The following is a 15296-nucleotide window of genomic DNA, read 5'->3' on the forward strand; positions in this document are numbered from 1 at the left end:
GATAGGGAAAGCCAAAAAAATAGTGGTACGGACCCCAGTGACGCAGTTTTCTCCTAATGATCAACAAATATGCTAATCCGGTATCTACTATGCTGGTTCCTGCTCGCCATAGTGGCAATTGCGAATGGCATCCTGCGGCAAGCGACATACGGAAATCAGGTATCTGAGCTTACAGCACATCAGATTTCAACAGTGACCGGTATACTGTTCACCGGGCTGGTTATGTGGGTGGTCAGCAGATTCTGGCCTATAGAATCTGCCGCGCAGGCCTGGTTGATAGGTGCTTGCTGGTTGGTGGCCACGATTGCGTTTGAATTCGGGTTCGGTCATTTTGTGGCCGGGCACGCCTGGAGCAGACTGTTGGCAGATTATAATCTATGCAATGGTAGGGTCTGGTCGCTGTTTCTGGTGTGGATTACGGTGATGCCCTATCTGTTTTACAGGTATGGTTGAGCCGTAATTATCCAGGGTCAGATCAAAAAACCGACATCGCACACGCAGTCCATGGATGGTCTTTCTTCTGACCCGATGCCTTGGCAACAGTCCATGGCTTAATCAAACTGCTCCTGGATGGAACTGGCACAATAGAATCCGGTCTTTGCGATAGCCGCTTCCCGCTCCATACAGCTTTTCCAGTCAGATATTCGCGTTATCTCTACTGGCACTGAATTGAAGTCGATCCAGTAGAAGTGGCGTTTGCTCGCCGATGAGGTGGCGTGCCCGAACTCGTTGAAATGGTGCTGTCCGGGAACGCAATGGCTTTCCAGAATATTAACCCGAGCCGTGGTAAAGATCCCTTCCACCAGTTTCTGCTTTACTTCGCACTGCTCCTGGTTAGCAGTCTCAACGAATGATGCACTGACGTTACCCGCCGCATTTTGAGTAAGCAGTATCAGGAGGAAAAATGTATTCATGACGCTATGTTACTGGAACGCCATCGGACCGGTACAGTGGATATGTGACACAGAGGGTAGCGAGCAAGCACGGTACGTCGTGCGTGTTCATACCGTTCTTGACCAGGGGGTAATAGGGGAGAGATCACGCTCTCCCAGCCGGGTTGAATAGAAACCGTGGTCTGTCCCGAATGGCACTTACTTAAGGCGAACTGCAGGATTTCCGTCATTCCATCCTTAGGTCCGTAAACGGTGCATCCCTGCACCACTCCTCCGGCCTGTGCCGGGATGACGGTGGTTCTTGGTTAAGCAAGTGACATTCTGGTCTGTCCCCCGATTTGTCTCATGTTGCAGCGATTTGTAAATCTCAACCACCCCGGATGATCGGCGCTACAGCCACGGTACTGTACAGACTGAGGCAAAATAGAAATTGCCGGAACTATAATTGAAAAGTGGCGTGACCGGCTGACCAATATCTCCCGGTTTCGGCCTATCCATCCACTTCTGAATGGTGAGTGCGGGGTGTCAGGCTAACCGCGGAAACTCTCGCGTACAGCTTGTACGGGCCGGTCAATGAATACATATATTCTGCTACTGAGAGGAATTAATGTCGGCGGGCGAAACTCGCTGCCCATGCGGGAGCTGGTTGTTCTCCTCGAAGACCTCGAATGCCGAAATGTCAGAACCTATATTCAGAGTGGGAACGTGGTGCTTCAAACAGGCAAAGGTGCGTCCAGCCTTGCAAAGCAAATCAGTTCTGAGGTCAAAAAGCACCATGGCTTTGAACCGCACGCTCTGGTACTACAGTTGCAAGAATTTGAAGCGGCAATTGCAACGAACCCGTTCCGTGAAGCGGAATCGGATCCCAAGGGCCTGCATTTGGGCTTTCTGGATTCAGTGCCACCAAATCCCGACTTGAGGAAACTGGAAGCCTTGAAAGCCAACAGTGAGCGGTTTCAACTGATCGACAAGGTGTTCTATCTGTACGCACCAGAAGGGGTAGGTAGGTCCAGGCTTGCGGCGAGCAGCGAGAGTTTACTCGGGGTAACAATGACTGATCGGAATTGGCGGACCGTCTGTAAAATCCACGACATGGTGGAGGAATCAGATCAATGACACCCAAAATGTCGTGGGAGAGAGACGTTTTTGCGTCACGCGCTACACTCCAAAGACACCCCGTCTACTCCAGCGTTGCGCGGTGCCGGTCCACTCTGGCTTCGCCCTCCGTCAGCCCCTGAACGCCCACGTCACGGCGTCTGCAGGCTGTACGTCGGGGTGAATTGATCGGAAAAAGGAGATTGTGATGTCCAGTGAAACAGGTACGGTTCGGCTACACCGGGTACTGCGGGCACCAGCCGAGCGGGTCTATAAGGCGTTTACGGATAAAAGTGCTTTGGAGCGTTGGCTCCCTCCGTTCGGATTTACCGGCACGATCCACGCTATTGATGTCCGGGTAGGTGGCGGCTATCGGATGTCTTTCACGAACTTTGGTACCGGAAGCAGTCATTCGTTTACGGTCGAATATGTCGAGCTGGTGCCGAATGAACGGATTCGACACACAGATCGCTTCGACGACGCAAACCTCCCTGGTGAAATGCTTGTTTCAATCGACCTCAACGCCGTCTCCTGTGGGACGGATATCAACATTGTTCAGGAAGGCATTCCCTCGGTAATCCCGGTGGAAATGTGCTACCTGGGGTGGCAAGAGTCACTTGAGCAGCTTGCCCGGCTCGTTGAGCCGGATATTCCTGACAATGGTTGAGCAAAATACAAAAAATGGTCCTCCAACTGTAAGCAGCTGGTATCGCGGGTGTCCTGGTACTTGCTAAGTCGAGCGGGCGGGTCTAGGCGGGCCACAAAAGCTACGCGCTGCTCAGCTTTTGCCCCGGCTAACCTTTAACGTCAGTCAAGCACAAAAAGGAAACTATATGACCTCTACAGAGATTGGCGATTTCCATGTCGCATCGAAGGACGTCCCATGGAAGATATTGCGCGATGGCTACCACTTCAAACTGCTGCGCACCTGTTCTGTTACGGGTAGTTGGGTTGCGTTGTTTCGAACAGTGGCAGGTGCTTCAGTGCCACCTCATAAGCATATTGGGGCCGCCGAGTATTTTGTCTTGAAGGGAAAAATAGAGATTCGAGGTGGTGTTGAGAATGGAGGTAGGACTATAGGGGACAGACCACGTTTTTCGAGTCGGGTTGACCAAGCAGGTAGGTTGGGGTGAGTGGAACGAACCCCAACGATCGATGGTTCCGTTAAGTGCCCCATGTTGGGGTTCGCAGGCTCACCCCAACCTACCAAGCTGGTTGGAGCCTGATGGGTGGGCATGTATTCCCTGCCCATGCGCATAAAGCAGCAGACAAGAGACTAACCAGCAGGATGACGGAAGAACGACATAACAGCCAAGCCCCCGAAGCCCTGATGCTAATCGGCACTCACTGTACACATTGTCCGGCGGTGTTGAACAGCCTTGCGGAACTGGTGAAGCAGGGTGTGCTGTCAAAACTCGAAGTGATCAATCTGGAGCAACGCCCCGAGGTTGTGCAACAACTGGGTGTGCGCTCGGTGCCCTGGATGCGTATCGGTCCCTTCGAACTCACCGGGCAGCGCAGCCTGGCGGAGTTGCGGCAGTGGGCGCAGACGTCTGCCTCAGCGGATGGAATCCGGGATTATATCGAGGCCATGCTGGCTGAAGGCGAGATGGAGCGGGTCTTGGCGATGATTGCCAAGGACGCCGGCGTCATGGCACGGGTGATCGAACTGCTTGATGATGCCGATGCCAGGATCAATGTGCGCCTGGGTATTGGTGTGATCATGGAGGAGTACCAAGGCCAGCCGCTGTTGCAGGAATATATTCCACAAATTGGAGAACTGACCCGACATGCGGATCCACGGGTGCGTGGCGATGCCTGTCACTACCTGGCGCTGAGTCACAGCCGCGATGCGAGGATCTTCATCGCCCCCTTGCTGAATGACGAGAACGCCGATGTGCGCGAGGTTGCCGGGGAGAGCCTGCTGGCTCTGGATGATTAGCCAGAGAGTTCGGCAGAGTTCGAGGTCAGCGTAACAACTACTTCCAATTGTTACTCTGACCCGAATGGCACTTACTTAAGGCGAATTGCAGGATTTTCGTCATTCCGGCGCAGGCCGGAATCCAGGAATACCGCCACCATCAAGCAGTCTGGATCCCGGCCTGCGCCGGGATGACGGTGGTTCTTGGCTTAATTAAGTGCCATTCCCCTCTGACCCGAATGCTACTTAGTTAAGCGATAACTGACTGTAATAGCAGAAAAAAGGCTGGTTCCGGTGATATGATGCAGTCACCAAACGAACACCTGTCACCGAAGGAACCAGCCTACATGCATCCTAGTCAACACGTCCGCCTACAGCAACAAAAAATTGTTAGCCGTCGAGCTAAAAACAGTGACTCCTATGAATTTTTCAACTTGATCACCGGCCCAGAGTTTCTGGATCGAGTCGAATCCTTGTTGCCTGAGCATCGCGAACGATTATTCCCGCCCACGGAGACCCTGTCGATGTTTCTGGCACAGGCAATGAGTGCGGACCGCTCTTGTCAAAAGGCCGTCGACGATGCCGCCATCAAGCGATTGGTAGGAGGATTGCCAACCTGCAGTACTCATACGGGGGCCTACTGCCAGGCACGATCACGCTTGCCATTGGAGATGATCTCGAGTTTGACTCTCCACACAGGGCGTCTAATGAGCAGATCAACACCCTTGAAATGGCGCTGGCAGGGTCGACCAATCCGCTTGGTGGATGGTACCACCGTTGCGCTACCCGACACCCAACGCAACCAGTCGGTTTATCCTCAGCCCAACAGTCAACAGCCCGGCCTTGGATTCCCCCAGTGTCGCTTGGTCGGCATGATCTGTTTGGGCAGTGGAGCCGTACTCAATGCCGCCCTGGGGCCTTGCCGGGGAAAGGGCAGCGACGAGCAAACTTTGCTCAGATCGATACTCGACACCTTGGAATCGGGCGATATTCTGCTCGGCGATGCCTTCTATGCCACCTATTTTCTGCTGTGTCAGTTACAGCAACTGGGCGTGGATGCGGTCTTTGAGCAACAGGGATCACGGCGGCGCAGCACAGACTTCAGGCGAGGCCACCGGCTGGGTGAGCGTGATCACCTGATCGAGCTGTGCAAGCCGAAGCGCAAACCTGATTGGATGAGTCAGACTGAGTATGATCTGGCTCCGGCGACGTTGAAAGTCCGCGAGTTGATGACTGGAGGCAAACTGTTGGTGACCACCCTGTGTTGTCCGAAACGTACGAGTAAAGCAGCGCTGAAGATACTCTATAGAGAGCGTTGGCATGTCGAGTTGGATTTCCGCAACATCAAGACAACACTGGGCATGGAAATGTTGAGTTGCCGCTCGCCAGAGATGGCGGAAAAAGAAATATGGGTCTATTTGCTGGCCTACAACCTGATTCGCTTACTGATGGCGCAGGCTGCTCTGTTAGCCGATATCCTACCTCGCCAACTCAGTTTTAAACACACTTTGCAGTTATGGGTTGGGTGGCGATGGAGTGAATATGGGAGTGATGACTATGAAAAATTATCCGTATTTTTCAGCCTGATCGCTCAGCAACGGACCGGAAAGCAGCCGGGTCGTGTTGAGCCTCGCGCGATAAAACGAAGACCTAAACCCTTCCCGTTGCTGACAAAATCACGTCAACTTGCGAGGGAAGAAATACGCCTATATGGCCATCCTAAAAAGCTTAACTAAGTAGCATTCCCCTCTGACCCCGAATTCCATCCGAATCCCCTCAGGCAGGATGTGCCCAGAGTTGACGCTCCGCGGTTTATTCATGGAGTGCGCGGCCGCCAAGGAGTCGGCGGGCGATCTCGGTGGTCTGGTAATTGGCGCGTTCGGTCGGGGAGTGGGCCGCCAGGTAACGGACCACCGCGACCAGGATGTGTCGGCCGGTGTCGTGGTTGCCCCACTCCTGGAACTGCCGCACCCCCGCTTCGAGTAACTGGTAGGCGTGGAAGCCGGCGTCCTCGCGCAACAGTGCCCGGCTCAGGGTCACGATGAGTGGATCGGGCGGGTGGCCGAGCAGCAGGTAACGGGCCACCAGTCGCGCCGCCGCGTCAACCTGGCGCTGGCGGTCAAAGCTATCCAGGAGTTGCGTCAGCAGGGTGCTGGGCTCCGTGGGTAGATCATCCAGTCGGTTGCCGTGCTCCCCGGGAAGCGCTGCCGGCGGCACATTGAGATAGCGGGTGAGATAGACCGCCATGGCACCGTGGAAGAGACCGCGCACCACCTCGGGATGCGTCGTCGCGTCGTTGGCTCCAGCTTCGATACGTTTGATCGCCTGATGCAGCGCGTGGCAGTAAGTGAAGGCATGGTGTGCGGTCTCCCAGTCGCCATGCTCGTTGGAGATGCCGAAGCGGGCGATGCGCAAGGCCGCGGCGTAGGCGAGCGCGCGCCCGAGGTCGGTGCCGGTGGCCCCCGCGCGGATCGCCGCCTTGAGCGCGTCCACGATGCCGGCCGGCTCGGCGTCGAGCAGTGTTTGTGCCAGGGCGGCGTGGTGGTGCCATGGTGCTTGGTCGCGCTTCATCGCCGCCCATGTCTGCAGTTCGCTTGTCTTCAGTTCGTTGGCAGCGCTCTCCAGCAGTAAAACCAGGTCTGTCGGCTGGCGCCATTCCGGGGATTCCTCGGCTCCGCGGGCGACCACCATCTGCCCGATGACGGTCGGCAGCACGGCCGCGGCGTGCTCCCAGCCGATCAGATCCAGGCATTCGAACGCCTTGTTGATGAAGTCGAGGGAGTGGCCGCCATCGGCGAAGATACGGTCGGTCTCGGCCGTGAACAGGAGGTCCGCCAGCGCCGTGGCCGAGGTGCCGGCGGCGATTGCCGTGTGTACCGTTCGCTCCGCCCCGGAGCGGTGACGCACCGCGTTCCAACGGCGCAGCCAGCGCTTCAGTTGGGTGGTCTCCGGCATGCTCGTCATCGGCGCGGGATCGCGGCGCGGGGCCCGGTCGGTGCAGTCACCCGCCACACGCCGCACGCCGTGGAACAGCGCCAGACAGGTCTCTTCCTCCGGCAGCAGGGGCAACAGATTGCCAAGGGCGGTGAGGATCGTCATGCCGGTTCCCCAGCCATCCCGGTTGCGGGCGCCGAACAGGGCCGCCTGACGCAGGATATCGACCGGAGCCACACCGGCCGCGAGCAGGCCGCGTATCGCCTTGGCGATAACCAGGCCGAGGTTATGGGCCATACCGTCGTCGAGCCTCCGGCGCCAGTGCGCCGTCGGGTCGGGATAGCCGAAGGCGGGCTTGACCCATACCTCGGCACCGCGTACCTCGACCGGACAGTTGGGCACATCGTCGGCCCACAAATCGAACGTGCAGCCGCTTGAGAGATCGAAGCGCGCATGGTGCCAGTGGCAAGTCAGGATGCCATCCTCGACGCTGCCGCGGTCCAGCGGGAAGCCCATGTGGGGACAACGGTTGTCCAGCGCAAAAACCTGACCACGATCATGGACGATGAGCACCGGGCGATGGCGGCCGGTAACCAGCAGGCGGCCCTTGGCCTCAAGCTCCTCCAGTGTGCAGGCAAGAATAAAATCGGACTTTCCGTCTTTCATGGCGCCTCCATCGAGGGTGGCGTGCGTTGCTGAATGCCGCTATGCAAGGGCTAAACCCACTAGCTGCATTCATCATGGTCCAATGATTTGTTTCGCCCGGTTATCCGCCGGATGAAACAGACATGTTGCATAGTTTCCTGGAATGCACCGCTGGTGAAGTCCAGCATTGCACCCGTAGGCGCGGCGCCCCGCCGCGATTTCGGCACGGGGTGGGCCTCCTACAGGTCGATTTTTGCAACGATCGGGTAAATGGATGATTACTGAGTTAGATCAGGACGCAGCGGCGAGGTTCGCGGTGGAACGCAAGAGTTCGGTCGGGGTAACAACTACTTCCAGTTGTTACCCCGACCGAACTCTTGCAGGCTCGCTAAATGCCCGTAATCAGAAACTCGATCGCCGCGAGGATCTCCTCGCGCGGCTGTTTCTTCCACGCTCTTCCCCCCGCTGACGCCCCATTGGGGCGTCAGGCCAGGAGGAAGCGCACTCAATACTCAGTGTTTGAGTTGCGTTTGATGCACGATGCGCATGTAGGGTTTGGGGGCCTTCCACCCCTCGGGGAAGTTCCGCTTGGCGTCTTCATCCGAGACGGCCGGAACAATGATGACGTCTTCACCCATATGCCAGTTCACCGGTGTGGCGACCTGGTATGCGGCGGTCAGTTGACAGGAGTCCAGGGTCCGCAGGATCTCATCGAAATTGCGTCCGGTGCTCATGGGATAGGTGAGCATCACCTTGATCTTCCTGTCCGGACCGACAATGAATACCGAGCGCACGGTTGCGTTGTCCACCGCGGTCCGGGAACGGGCGTCGTCGCCGGCATTGGGATGGATCATGTCGTAGAGCTTGGCCACCTTCAGGTTGGTGTCACCGATTAACGGATAGTTCAGGGCGTGACCCTGGGTTTCCTCGATATCCTTGGCCCAGCGCTGGTGGTCTTCCACCGGGTCCACGCTGAGACCGAGGATTTTGCAGTTGCGTTTGTCGAATTCGGGCTTCAGGCCCGCCAGATAGCCCAGTTCCGTGGTGCAGACCGGGGTGAAGTCCTTGGGATGGGAGAACAGGATTGCCCAGCCGTTGCCGAGCCATTGGTGAAACTTGATCTTCCCGTGGGTGGATTCCGCAACGAAATCAGGGGCTTCGTCGCCGAGTCGTAAAGTCATGGTATTCCTCCTCTGCCCGTCGGGGCTGACGCATTGCTCAATGCATCAAAAATAATAGTTGAGTATTTCACTGGGGCAAAGGTTTTACATGGATCCGATGATAAATTGCACGCCATACAGGGTCAGCATACCCGCCGCGATGGCGCCAATTACGTTGTTCCACCAGACACCCACGATCAACACGGCCAAGGCGGCCAGCAACCGGGACGGTTCGGGTTGACCGCCGGTGGCATTCGGCCAGATCACCAGCGGGGTGATCAGTGCCGGAATGACGCTGACCGCCACATAACGCAGATGACGCAACAGCCATTCCGGCAGCGGGCGCCCACCGATCAGGCCGAGAAAGGAGAGACGGATCAGGTAGGTGCCGATGCCAAGGCCGATGATAACGATCCAGATGGTGCCGTTGTCCGGGCTCATGCTGAGTGCTCCGTCAATGTGATAATTGCGAGTTCAGTGAGCTTGTCAGCGTTCATGGCAAGGCGCGCCTCGCCGGCAATGGCCGGCTCCCTTGGCAAGAGGCGCAACGCCGTCCATGGGCGCTGACAAGCTCACCCTTCGGGCGTCCCTGTGGCGTTCCGCAGCCGCGTTGCAGCGCTTGACAAGGAAACCCGACATTGCCGGCGCACTGCGCCTTGCTGCAAAACGCCACAGGGACGCTGAATCCGTAATTATCACGTTGACGGAGCACTAGTGCTCCTTCACCCACAGCTCGGTCCGCGCACCGGTCATCATCGCGCCCACCGCGGCCACCAGCAACCAGAGGTTGTAAGGCATCCAGGCCAGCAACAGCGCCAGGGTGACCGATGTCAGTGCCGCCGCCAGGTGGGGCAGGCTGCGCAGCATCGGCGCCACCAGGGAGATAAAGCAGATCGGGATGGCGAAGTCGAGCGCGTAGGATTCCGGAATCGACTTGCCGATCAGCGCACCCAGCAGGGAGAAACCGTACCAGAACGGGCAGATGCTGGCGGCGGCGCCGAAATAGTAGGCCAGCTTCTCTGTTATCGGTCGCTCGGGGGCGTGTTCGTACTGCCTGATGGAAACCGCAAAGGTCTGGTCGACCATGAAATAGGAGGCCAGCAGGCGGGTTCTCAGCGACGCCTTCCCGAGGTGGGGTACCAGCGCGGCGGAGTACATCGCCATACGCAGGTTTACCGCCAGGGAGACCAGAATGACGATGAAGGTGGGCGTGTGATCATCCAGCAGTGCCAGCGCGGTAAATTGCGCGGCCCCGGCGATCACCAGCACGGTCATCGACATGGTCTGGATCAGATCGAGACCGGTCTCCCCGGCCGCCACCCCGAACAGCAGGCCGAACGGGGCGACCACCAGGATGAAAGGGCTGCAATCGAGAAATCCCCTCCAGAAGGTGCGATGGGTGGTGGACATTGTTGTTGTTAATTCCGTTTAGGCGGCGAGCGATGATACCGGATTTTGTCGGCCGGATGTCGAGCGTTGGCGGCGCGGGTATGGCGGCCCGATCCGCCAGCATTCAAGGTTGCCATGCTACGCTTTGCGATCCCGCTCGTCGAGTGGCTGGGAAAGGCTGCGACGGGTTGATTAAACGGGGATAACGCGAGATCTTCAACCATGTAAACGCCGGGTTTTTCCATGGGTTCCCATCTTTATCGTCAATGCTCCCGCCGGGCTTTGGCATGCCGCTTGTATTGACTGCCCAACGGGGCGGCGTGTGTAAAACTCAGGTCAACAGGAGGGTTGATTTGGTGGCCACACGGCACAGGGCGGCCACACTTCAGAACGGAATTCAGACTACACTTGAGTCATTGATGGTCGGCAATCCGACGCGGCTTATCGGCTAATCCAAACCCACCCAAAATTCAGGCGGTGGCAGGGAAACAGATGGCAATGGAAAGTCAACGAGCCCGACAGGCAATCAACCGTTTTCTCGATCAATTGGCGCGCGCAAGCCCGGGCGAAAAACTGAGTGCGCGGGGACGACTCGAGCTGTTTCATACCATCGAGAATGCCCTGGCCACCCACCGGGTTATCGACAGCGAAGTCAGGACCCGGCAGGTGACTATTCTGTTCTCGGACCTGCGTGGTTTCACGCAGATTGCCGGGCAACTGCCGCCCACCGAGTTGATCGGTCTGCTGAACCGCTATTTTACGCGCATGAACCACATCATTCACGCGCATCATGGCCTGGTGGACAAGTTCATGGGCGATGCCATCATGGTGCTCTTCGGTCTGCCGGAGGCAGGTGACGATGATCTACTCAACGCCCTGCGCTGTGCCACCGAAATGCAGTGCGCGATGGACGAATTCAACCAGGTCAATCGCGATATGGGACTGCCGAGTCTCTACATGGGTATCGGTGTCAACACCGGTGAGGTGGTGGTGGGCAATGTCGGTTCGGAGTACCACAGTGAATTCACGGTCATTGGCGACCAGGTCAACCTCGCCTCGCGGGTGGAGGCGCATTCGCTACGCGGTCAGATCCTGCTCAGCGAGAACAGCTTCGGACTCGCCGAGCGGTCGATAGAGGTTGCCAGGCCGCGTCGGGTCTATATCAAGGGCATGCGCGACCCGGTGAATCTCTACGAGTTACGGGCGGTCACCCGGCCGGCACTGCTGCGGGTACCGAGCCGAGAAGTGCGCAGCGGTCCGCGCGTTGATGTCGACTTTCCGTTCCATTTCCATATCGTACGGGGCAAGGGGGTCTCCAGGAAACGCTATCTCGGTCACGCCCTCGACCTCAGCTACCACGGTCTGCGCGGCCGCGTGGCTTATCCAATGGAGCGGATACACGAAGTGAAACTCTCTTTCCTGGATAACTTGCTCTCCAGTGACGCGGAGGAGATCTACGCCAAGGTGCTTTCCACCACACCGCGTGATCATGGGTACGAGGTCACCGCCGAGTTCACCGCGTTGCCGCCGGCCGCGGAGAGCGTTATCCACCACTTCGTCGACCGCCTGGTGGAAGGCAGTTAAGGCGGTCCGCCTCGGCATGGGGCCGGGTAGCCGCGAACAGGCCTTTCAGTTCTCCCCTCCGGTGCTGGCCCCCTCCGCAATGGGGAAGTAAATCAGCGTCCTGCCGTTACTCGCTCAGCGACACCATAACCACACCGAGGAAGCGCCCCGCCTCGCCGCCGGTCACCGCCCGGTGGTCGAAGGTGAGCGACAGCGGCAGCAGCCGGTGCACCGCCGCTGTGCCGTTCACCGGGACCACGGCGTCGTAGCTGTGTCCGGCGCCGAGGATGGCCACGGTGGGTGGCACCACCACGGGATTGGCGTGGCGGCCGGCGATGGTGCCGAAGTTGGAGAGGGTGAAGGTGTTGCCGCGCAGCTTGTCCGGAGCGATGCTGCGTTCCTTGACCGCCTGTTTGAGGCGGTTCAGCTCCTCCCGCAGTTGGCCGGCGGCATACTGGCCGACATCTGCAATGACCGGGACAAACAGGCCGTCCGAGGTGTCGGTGGCGATGCCCAGGTGCACCTTTTTCAGCAGGCGTCGGCCGATGGCATGGGCGTCGTACCAGGCGTTCAGTGACGGCTCCGCCTCGCAGGCCGCCAGGATCGCCTGGATCAGCCGCACGGAGACGTCTTCATTCGCCTTCCAGTGCTGGATATCCACCACGTCGAACAGGGTCACCGGCACCACTTCGGCGTGCGCCTGGGCCATGCTGCGCGCCATGGAACGTCTAACCCCGCGCAGCAACTCCATGGGGCCGACCTCGGCGAGGATCCGGGCCACCCGCTGTACATCGGTGGCGGTGACCGTATCCTTGGGGCCAGTGGGGGTGACGATCGAGAGGTCCACATCCAGTTGCCTGGCCAGGGCCCGCACCGCCGGCGTCGTCTTGATCCCGCCGCCGCCGCGGCTGGTGATCTCGCTGGCCCGCTCCTTGATCACCCCGGTGCCGCTTTTGACCTCGCCCACCACCGTGCCGCTGTCCTCCCGGGCCGGTTTGGCCGATTCCGTCGCCGCGGCTTCGCCCGCGACCCGGAACTCCACCAGGGGATCACCCACCTGCACGATGTCGCCATCCTCGCCGTAACATTTGGCGATGACGCCGGCCTCGGGTGAGGGGATCTCAACAATCGCCTTGGCGGTCTCCACCGACAGCAGCAGCTGCCCCTGTTGGACAGTGTCGCCGGGTTTCACCTGCCAGGAGACGATCTCCGCCTCCTGCAGTCCTTCGCCCAGGTCGGGCAAGTTGAATAGCTTCATGCGGCACCTCCCTGTGCCGCACCCTGACGGGCGGCCTTCGGCCTTGAAAATCGGCTCTCCTGACGATTTTTCATGCGAACTCCATGGTCTGTCTGACCGCACTGAGAATACGTTCGGTACTCGGCATGTAGTGCCCCTCCAGGCGGAACATCGGCATCACCGTATCGAACCCGGTGACCCGGCGGATCGGCGCGAACAGGGACATCAGGCCCTCCTCGGCCAGGCGGGCGGCGATCTCGGCGCTGACGCTGCAGGTGCGGGCCGCCTCCTGCACGATGACACAGCGGCCGGTGCGGCCAACCGATTCCAGGATGGTCTGCATGTCGATCGGCTTGATGGTGGCCAGGTCGATCACCTCGGCATCGATCCCCTCGTCGGCCAGCTGCTCGGCCGCCTGCAGGGTCTCGTGCAGCATCGCTCCCCAGCTCACCAGGGTGATGTCGCTGCCCGGGCGCAGCACGAAACAGGTGTCCAGCGGCAGCGCCTCGCCATTGTCCTCCACCGCCTGTTTCATCAGCCGGTAGACCCGCTTCGGCTCCAGGAACACCACCGGGTCAGGATTGCGGATCGCCGCCAGCAGCAGGCCGTAGGCACGGGTGGGGGAGGAGGGGATCACCACGCGGAGGCCGGGGATGTGGGCGAACATCGCCTCGGTGCTCTCGGAGTGGTGTTCGGGGGCGTGGATACCGCCGCCGTAGGGGGCGCGCAGCACCATCGGGCAGGTGATGCGGCCGCGGGTGCGGTTGCGCAGGCGCGAGGCGTGGCTCACCATCTGGTCGATGGTGGGATAGATGAAGCCCATGAACTGGATCTCGGCCACCGGGTGCAGTCCCTGGGCGGCCATGCCCACCGCCGCGCCGACGATCATGTTCTCTGCCAGCGGGGTGTCCAGCACCCGCTCCTCGCCGTATTTCTCCAGCAGTCCGACGGTGGCGCGGAATACGCCGCCGTTGATGCCGATATCCTGTCCCAGGACCACCATGTCGGGATCCCGCGCCATCTCGTGCATGAGGGCCAGATTGACCGCCTCGACCAGGGTGATGTCAGTCATTGTTCGACTCCTTGCCCGCGACCCCGCTTTCGACCAGGCGGCGCTGGTCCCGCAGTTCCCCAGGCAGTTCGGCATAGAGGGAATCGAACATGCTGGTCGGTTTGGGGGGTTCGCTGTCGAGGTAATGGCGCACCTCCTGTTCGATCTCCTCCTTGCATGCCCGGATCAGTTCGTCCTCCTGTGACTCGCTCCACATGTCGGCATTCATCATGAACCGTTTCAGGCGGGCCACCGGCTCCAGTTTCCAGTGCGCCTGCAGCTCCTCGTCGGAGCGGTAGCGGGTGGCATCGTCGGCGGTGGTGTGGTGACAGAGCCGGTAGCTGAGCGCCTCGATGACCGTCGGGCCGCCGCCGTTGCGCGCGGTCTCGATCGCCTCGGCCACGAAGTGGCGCACCGCGAGGGCGTCGTTACCGTCGATCTGCAGGCCGGGGATGCCGGCGGCGATCGCCTTCTGCGCCAGGGTCTCCGACCGGGTCTGGATGGCGCGCGGCACCGAGATGGCCCACTGGTTGTTGTTGATGACGAACACCAGCGGCAGGTGCCACATGCCGGCCAGGTTGATCGCCTCGTAGAAGTCCCCCTTGGAGGTGCCGCCGTCCCCCAGCAGGCAGACCACCACCCGGGGCTGCTTGCGGTACTTGACCGCAAACGCCACGCCGGCGGCCTGGGTGGTGTGGGTGGAGATGGGGACGCAGATGGGGAAGTCGTCTCCCAGCTCCGGGTTGGCCATGCCGCGCTCGTCACCGCCCCAGTAGAGCAGCAGATCGCGGATGCGGAAGTGGCGGAACAGCAGGGCGCCGTTCTCGCGGAAGCTGGGGATGATGATGTCTTCCGGGCGCATGGCGTGGCCGACACCGGCGCCGATCGCCTCCTGCCCGAGGGAGGAGGCGAAGGTGCCGATCTGGCCGGTACGCTGCAGGGCAATGGCGCGCTCGTCGTAGAGACGGGTCAGCACCATGTTGCGATAGAGGGCGTGCAGGGCGTCCCGGTCCTCTGCCAGGGGGGGTAGATTACCTTCCGGCTGACCATCGGGTCCGAGGAATCGGTGTGATTCGATATTGAATGTGATTGCCTGATTCAAATCTGACCTCCTGTGCTGCAAGCACCCAAGCTGTGCCAGATGGAAGATCTGTGGCCCTGACGGGCTCCGGGTATTTCACGACAGATTCGACAGATCGTTTTGTTTATTCTCCCGCAGCTTGTCGCTTGCCGGTACGGGATGGACCCCGTGGGGCGGTTTGCCGGGGCGCTTCACGGTCGCATGCGCTGGTACCTGGCCGCATGGCGACTGAAAGATCACTACCCGAAAGTCTAGTACATCTGAACCAAAAGATTGTTGGCATATCGATGGATTTGAGCACGCGCCGCGGTGACGGTGCCTGTACAA

The 15296-nt window shown here is 59.6% G+C and carries 14 protein-coding genes; 6 read left to right on the plus strand and 8 right to left on the minus strand.

The genetic code is table 11. The annotated features are described in order from the left end of the window. Positions 1-551: 551 nt before the first annotated feature. The gene (locus NPX02_RS07290) at positions 552-914 is read right to left on the minus strand and encodes a hypothetical protein (RefSeq protein WP_260292822.1); all 363 of its coding nucleotides are present in this window, start codon (positions 912-914) and stop codon (positions 552-554) included. A 552-nt stretch (positions 915-1466) separates the two neighbouring features. On the opposite strand from NPX02_RS07290, the gene NPX02_RS07295 reads away from it, so the two are divergent. From NPX02_RS07295 to NPX02_RS07310, 5 genes are all read left to right on the plus strand, one after another. Further along, entirely contained in the window at positions 1467-2009 is a 543-nt protein-coding gene (locus NPX02_RS07295; RefSeq protein WP_260292823.1) for a DUF1697 domain-containing protein, read from the plus strand. Between the two features lie 187 nt (positions 2010-2196). After that, positions 2197-2655, plus strand: a complete 459-nt coding sequence (locus NPX02_RS07300) for an SRPBCC family protein (RefSeq protein ID WP_260292824.1) — start codon at positions 2197-2199, stop codon at positions 2653-2655. Between the two features lie 166 nt (positions 2656-2821). Further along, a complete protein-coding gene (locus NPX02_RS21595) occupies positions 2822-3121 on the plus strand; it encodes a cupin domain-containing protein (RefSeq protein ID WP_418067323.1) in 300 nt (99 codons plus the stop codon). A gap of 155 nt (positions 3122-3276) precedes the next feature. Beyond that, positions 3277-3930, plus strand: a complete 654-nt coding sequence (locus NPX02_RS07305) for a thioredoxin family protein (RefSeq protein ID WP_260292825.1) — start codon at positions 3277-3279, stop codon at positions 3928-3930. Between the two features lie 326 nt (positions 3931-4256). Beyond that, a complete protein-coding gene (locus NPX02_RS07310) occupies positions 4257-5645 on the plus strand; it encodes an IS4 family transposase (protein WP_260292826.1) in 1389 nt (462 codons plus the stop codon). A 76-nt stretch (positions 5646-5721) separates the two neighbouring features. On the opposite strand, the gene NPX02_RS07315 is transcribed toward NPX02_RS07310, so the two are convergent. From NPX02_RS07315 to NPX02_RS07330, 4 genes are all read right to left on the minus strand, one after another. Further along, positions 5722-7509: a Rieske (2Fe-2S) protein gene (locus NPX02_RS07315; RefSeq protein WP_260292827.1), complete on the minus strand. Its 1788-nt coding sequence runs from the start codon at positions 7507-7509 to the stop codon at positions 5722-5724. Positions 7510-8000: 491 nt separating this feature from the next. Then, a complete protein-coding gene (locus NPX02_RS07320) occupies positions 8001-8669 on the minus strand; it encodes a peroxiredoxin (RefSeq protein ID WP_260292828.1) in 669 nt (222 codons plus the stop codon). Positions 8670-8753: 84 nt separating this feature from the next. Further along, a complete protein-coding gene (locus NPX02_RS07325; RefSeq protein ID WP_260292829.1) occupies positions 8754-9089 on the minus strand; it encodes an AzlD domain-containing protein in 336 nt (111 codons plus the stop codon). Between the two features lie 270 nt (positions 9090-9359). Beyond that, a complete protein-coding gene (locus NPX02_RS07330; protein ID WP_260292830.1) occupies positions 9360-10058 on the minus strand; it encodes an AzlC family ABC transporter permease in 699 nt (232 codons plus the stop codon). 477 nt (positions 10059-10535) lie between these two features. Between NPX02_RS07330 and NPX02_RS07335 the strand changes: the two genes are divergently transcribed. Further along, positions 10536-11621, plus strand: a complete 1086-nt coding sequence (locus NPX02_RS07335) for an adenylate/guanylate cyclase domain-containing protein (protein ID WP_260292831.1) — start codon at positions 10536-10538, stop codon at positions 11619-11621. A 106-nt stretch (positions 11622-11727) separates the two neighbouring features. Here NPX02_RS07335 and NPX02_RS07340 read toward each other — a convergent pair whose 3' ends face one another. The 3 genes from NPX02_RS07340 to pdhA form a co-directional block, all read right to left on the minus strand. Continuing rightward, the gene (locus tag NPX02_RS07340; RefSeq protein WP_260292832.1) at positions 11728-12858 is read right to left on the minus strand and encodes a dihydrolipoamide acetyltransferase family protein; all 1131 of its coding nucleotides are present in this window, start codon (positions 12856-12858) and stop codon (positions 11728-11730) included. Between the two features lie 70 nt (positions 12859-12928). Then, entirely contained in the window at positions 12929-13909 is a 981-nt protein-coding gene (locus tag NPX02_RS07345; protein WP_260292833.1) for an alpha-ketoacid dehydrogenase subunit beta, read from the minus strand. Further along, positions 13902-14990, minus strand: a complete 1089-nt coding sequence (gene pdhA, locus NPX02_RS07350) for a pyruvate dehydrogenase (acetyl-transferring) E1 component subunit alpha (protein WP_260292834.1) — start codon at positions 14988-14990, stop codon at positions 13902-13904. Before pdhA ends, NPX02_RS07345 begins: the two co-directional genes overlap by 8 nt. Between the last annotated feature and the right edge of the window lie 306 nt (positions 14991-15296).

The sequence above is a fragment of the Sedimenticola hydrogenitrophicus genome (assembly GCF_025175675.1).
Classification (GTDB): domain Bacteria; phylum Pseudomonadota; class Gammaproteobacteria; order Chromatiales; family Chromatiaceae; genus Sedimenticola; species Sedimenticola hydrogenitrophicus.

Coding starts and splice junctions, on each gene's coding strand:
- NPX02_RS07295 (WP_260292823.1), top strand. CDS start 1,467: ATGAATACATATATTCTGCTACTGAGAGGAATTAATGTCGGCGGGCGA.
- NPX02_RS07315 (WP_260292827.1), bottom strand. CDS start 7,509: ATGAAAGACGGAAAGTCCGATTTTATTCTTGCCTGCACACTGGAGGAG.
- NPX02_RS07325 (WP_260292829.1), bottom strand. CDS start 9,089: ATGAGCCCGGACAACGGCACCATCTGGATCGTTATCATCGGCCTTGGC.
- NPX02_RS07345 (WP_260292833.1), bottom strand. CDS start 13,909: ATGACTGACATCACCCTGGTCGAGGCGGTCAATCTGGCCCTCATGCAC.
- NPX02_RS07320 (WP_260292828.1), bottom strand. CDS start 8,669: ATGACTTTACGACTCGGCGACGAAGCCCCTGATTTCGTTGCGGAATCC.
- NPX02_RS07335 (WP_260292831.1), top strand. CDS start 10,536: ATGGAAAGTCAACGAGCCCGACAGGCAATCAACCGTTTTCTCGATCAA.
- NPX02_RS07290 (WP_260292822.1), bottom strand. CDS start 914: ATGAATACATTTTTCCTCCTGATACTGCTTACTCAAAATGCGGCGGGT.
- NPX02_RS07330 (WP_260292830.1), bottom strand. CDS start 10,058: ATGTCCACCACCCATCGCACCTTCTGGAGGGGATTTCTCGATTGCAGC.
- NPX02_RS21595 (WP_418067323.1), top strand. CDS start 2,822: ATGACCTCTACAGAGATTGGCGATTTCCATGTCGCATCGAAGGACGTC.
- NPX02_RS07305 (WP_260292825.1), top strand. CDS start 3,277: ATGACGGAAGAACGACATAACAGCCAAGCCCCCGAAGCCCTGATGCTA.
- NPX02_RS07310 (WP_260292826.1), top strand. CDS start 4,257: ATGCATCCTAGTCAACACGTCCGCCTACAGCAACAAAAAATTGTTAGC.
- NPX02_RS07300 (WP_260292824.1), top strand. CDS start 2,197: ATGTCCAGTGAAACAGGTACGGTTCGGCTACACCGGGTACTGCGGGCA.
- NPX02_RS07340 (WP_260292832.1), bottom strand. CDS start 12,858: ATGAAGCTATTCAACTTGCCCGACCTGGGCGAAGGACTGCAGGAGGCG.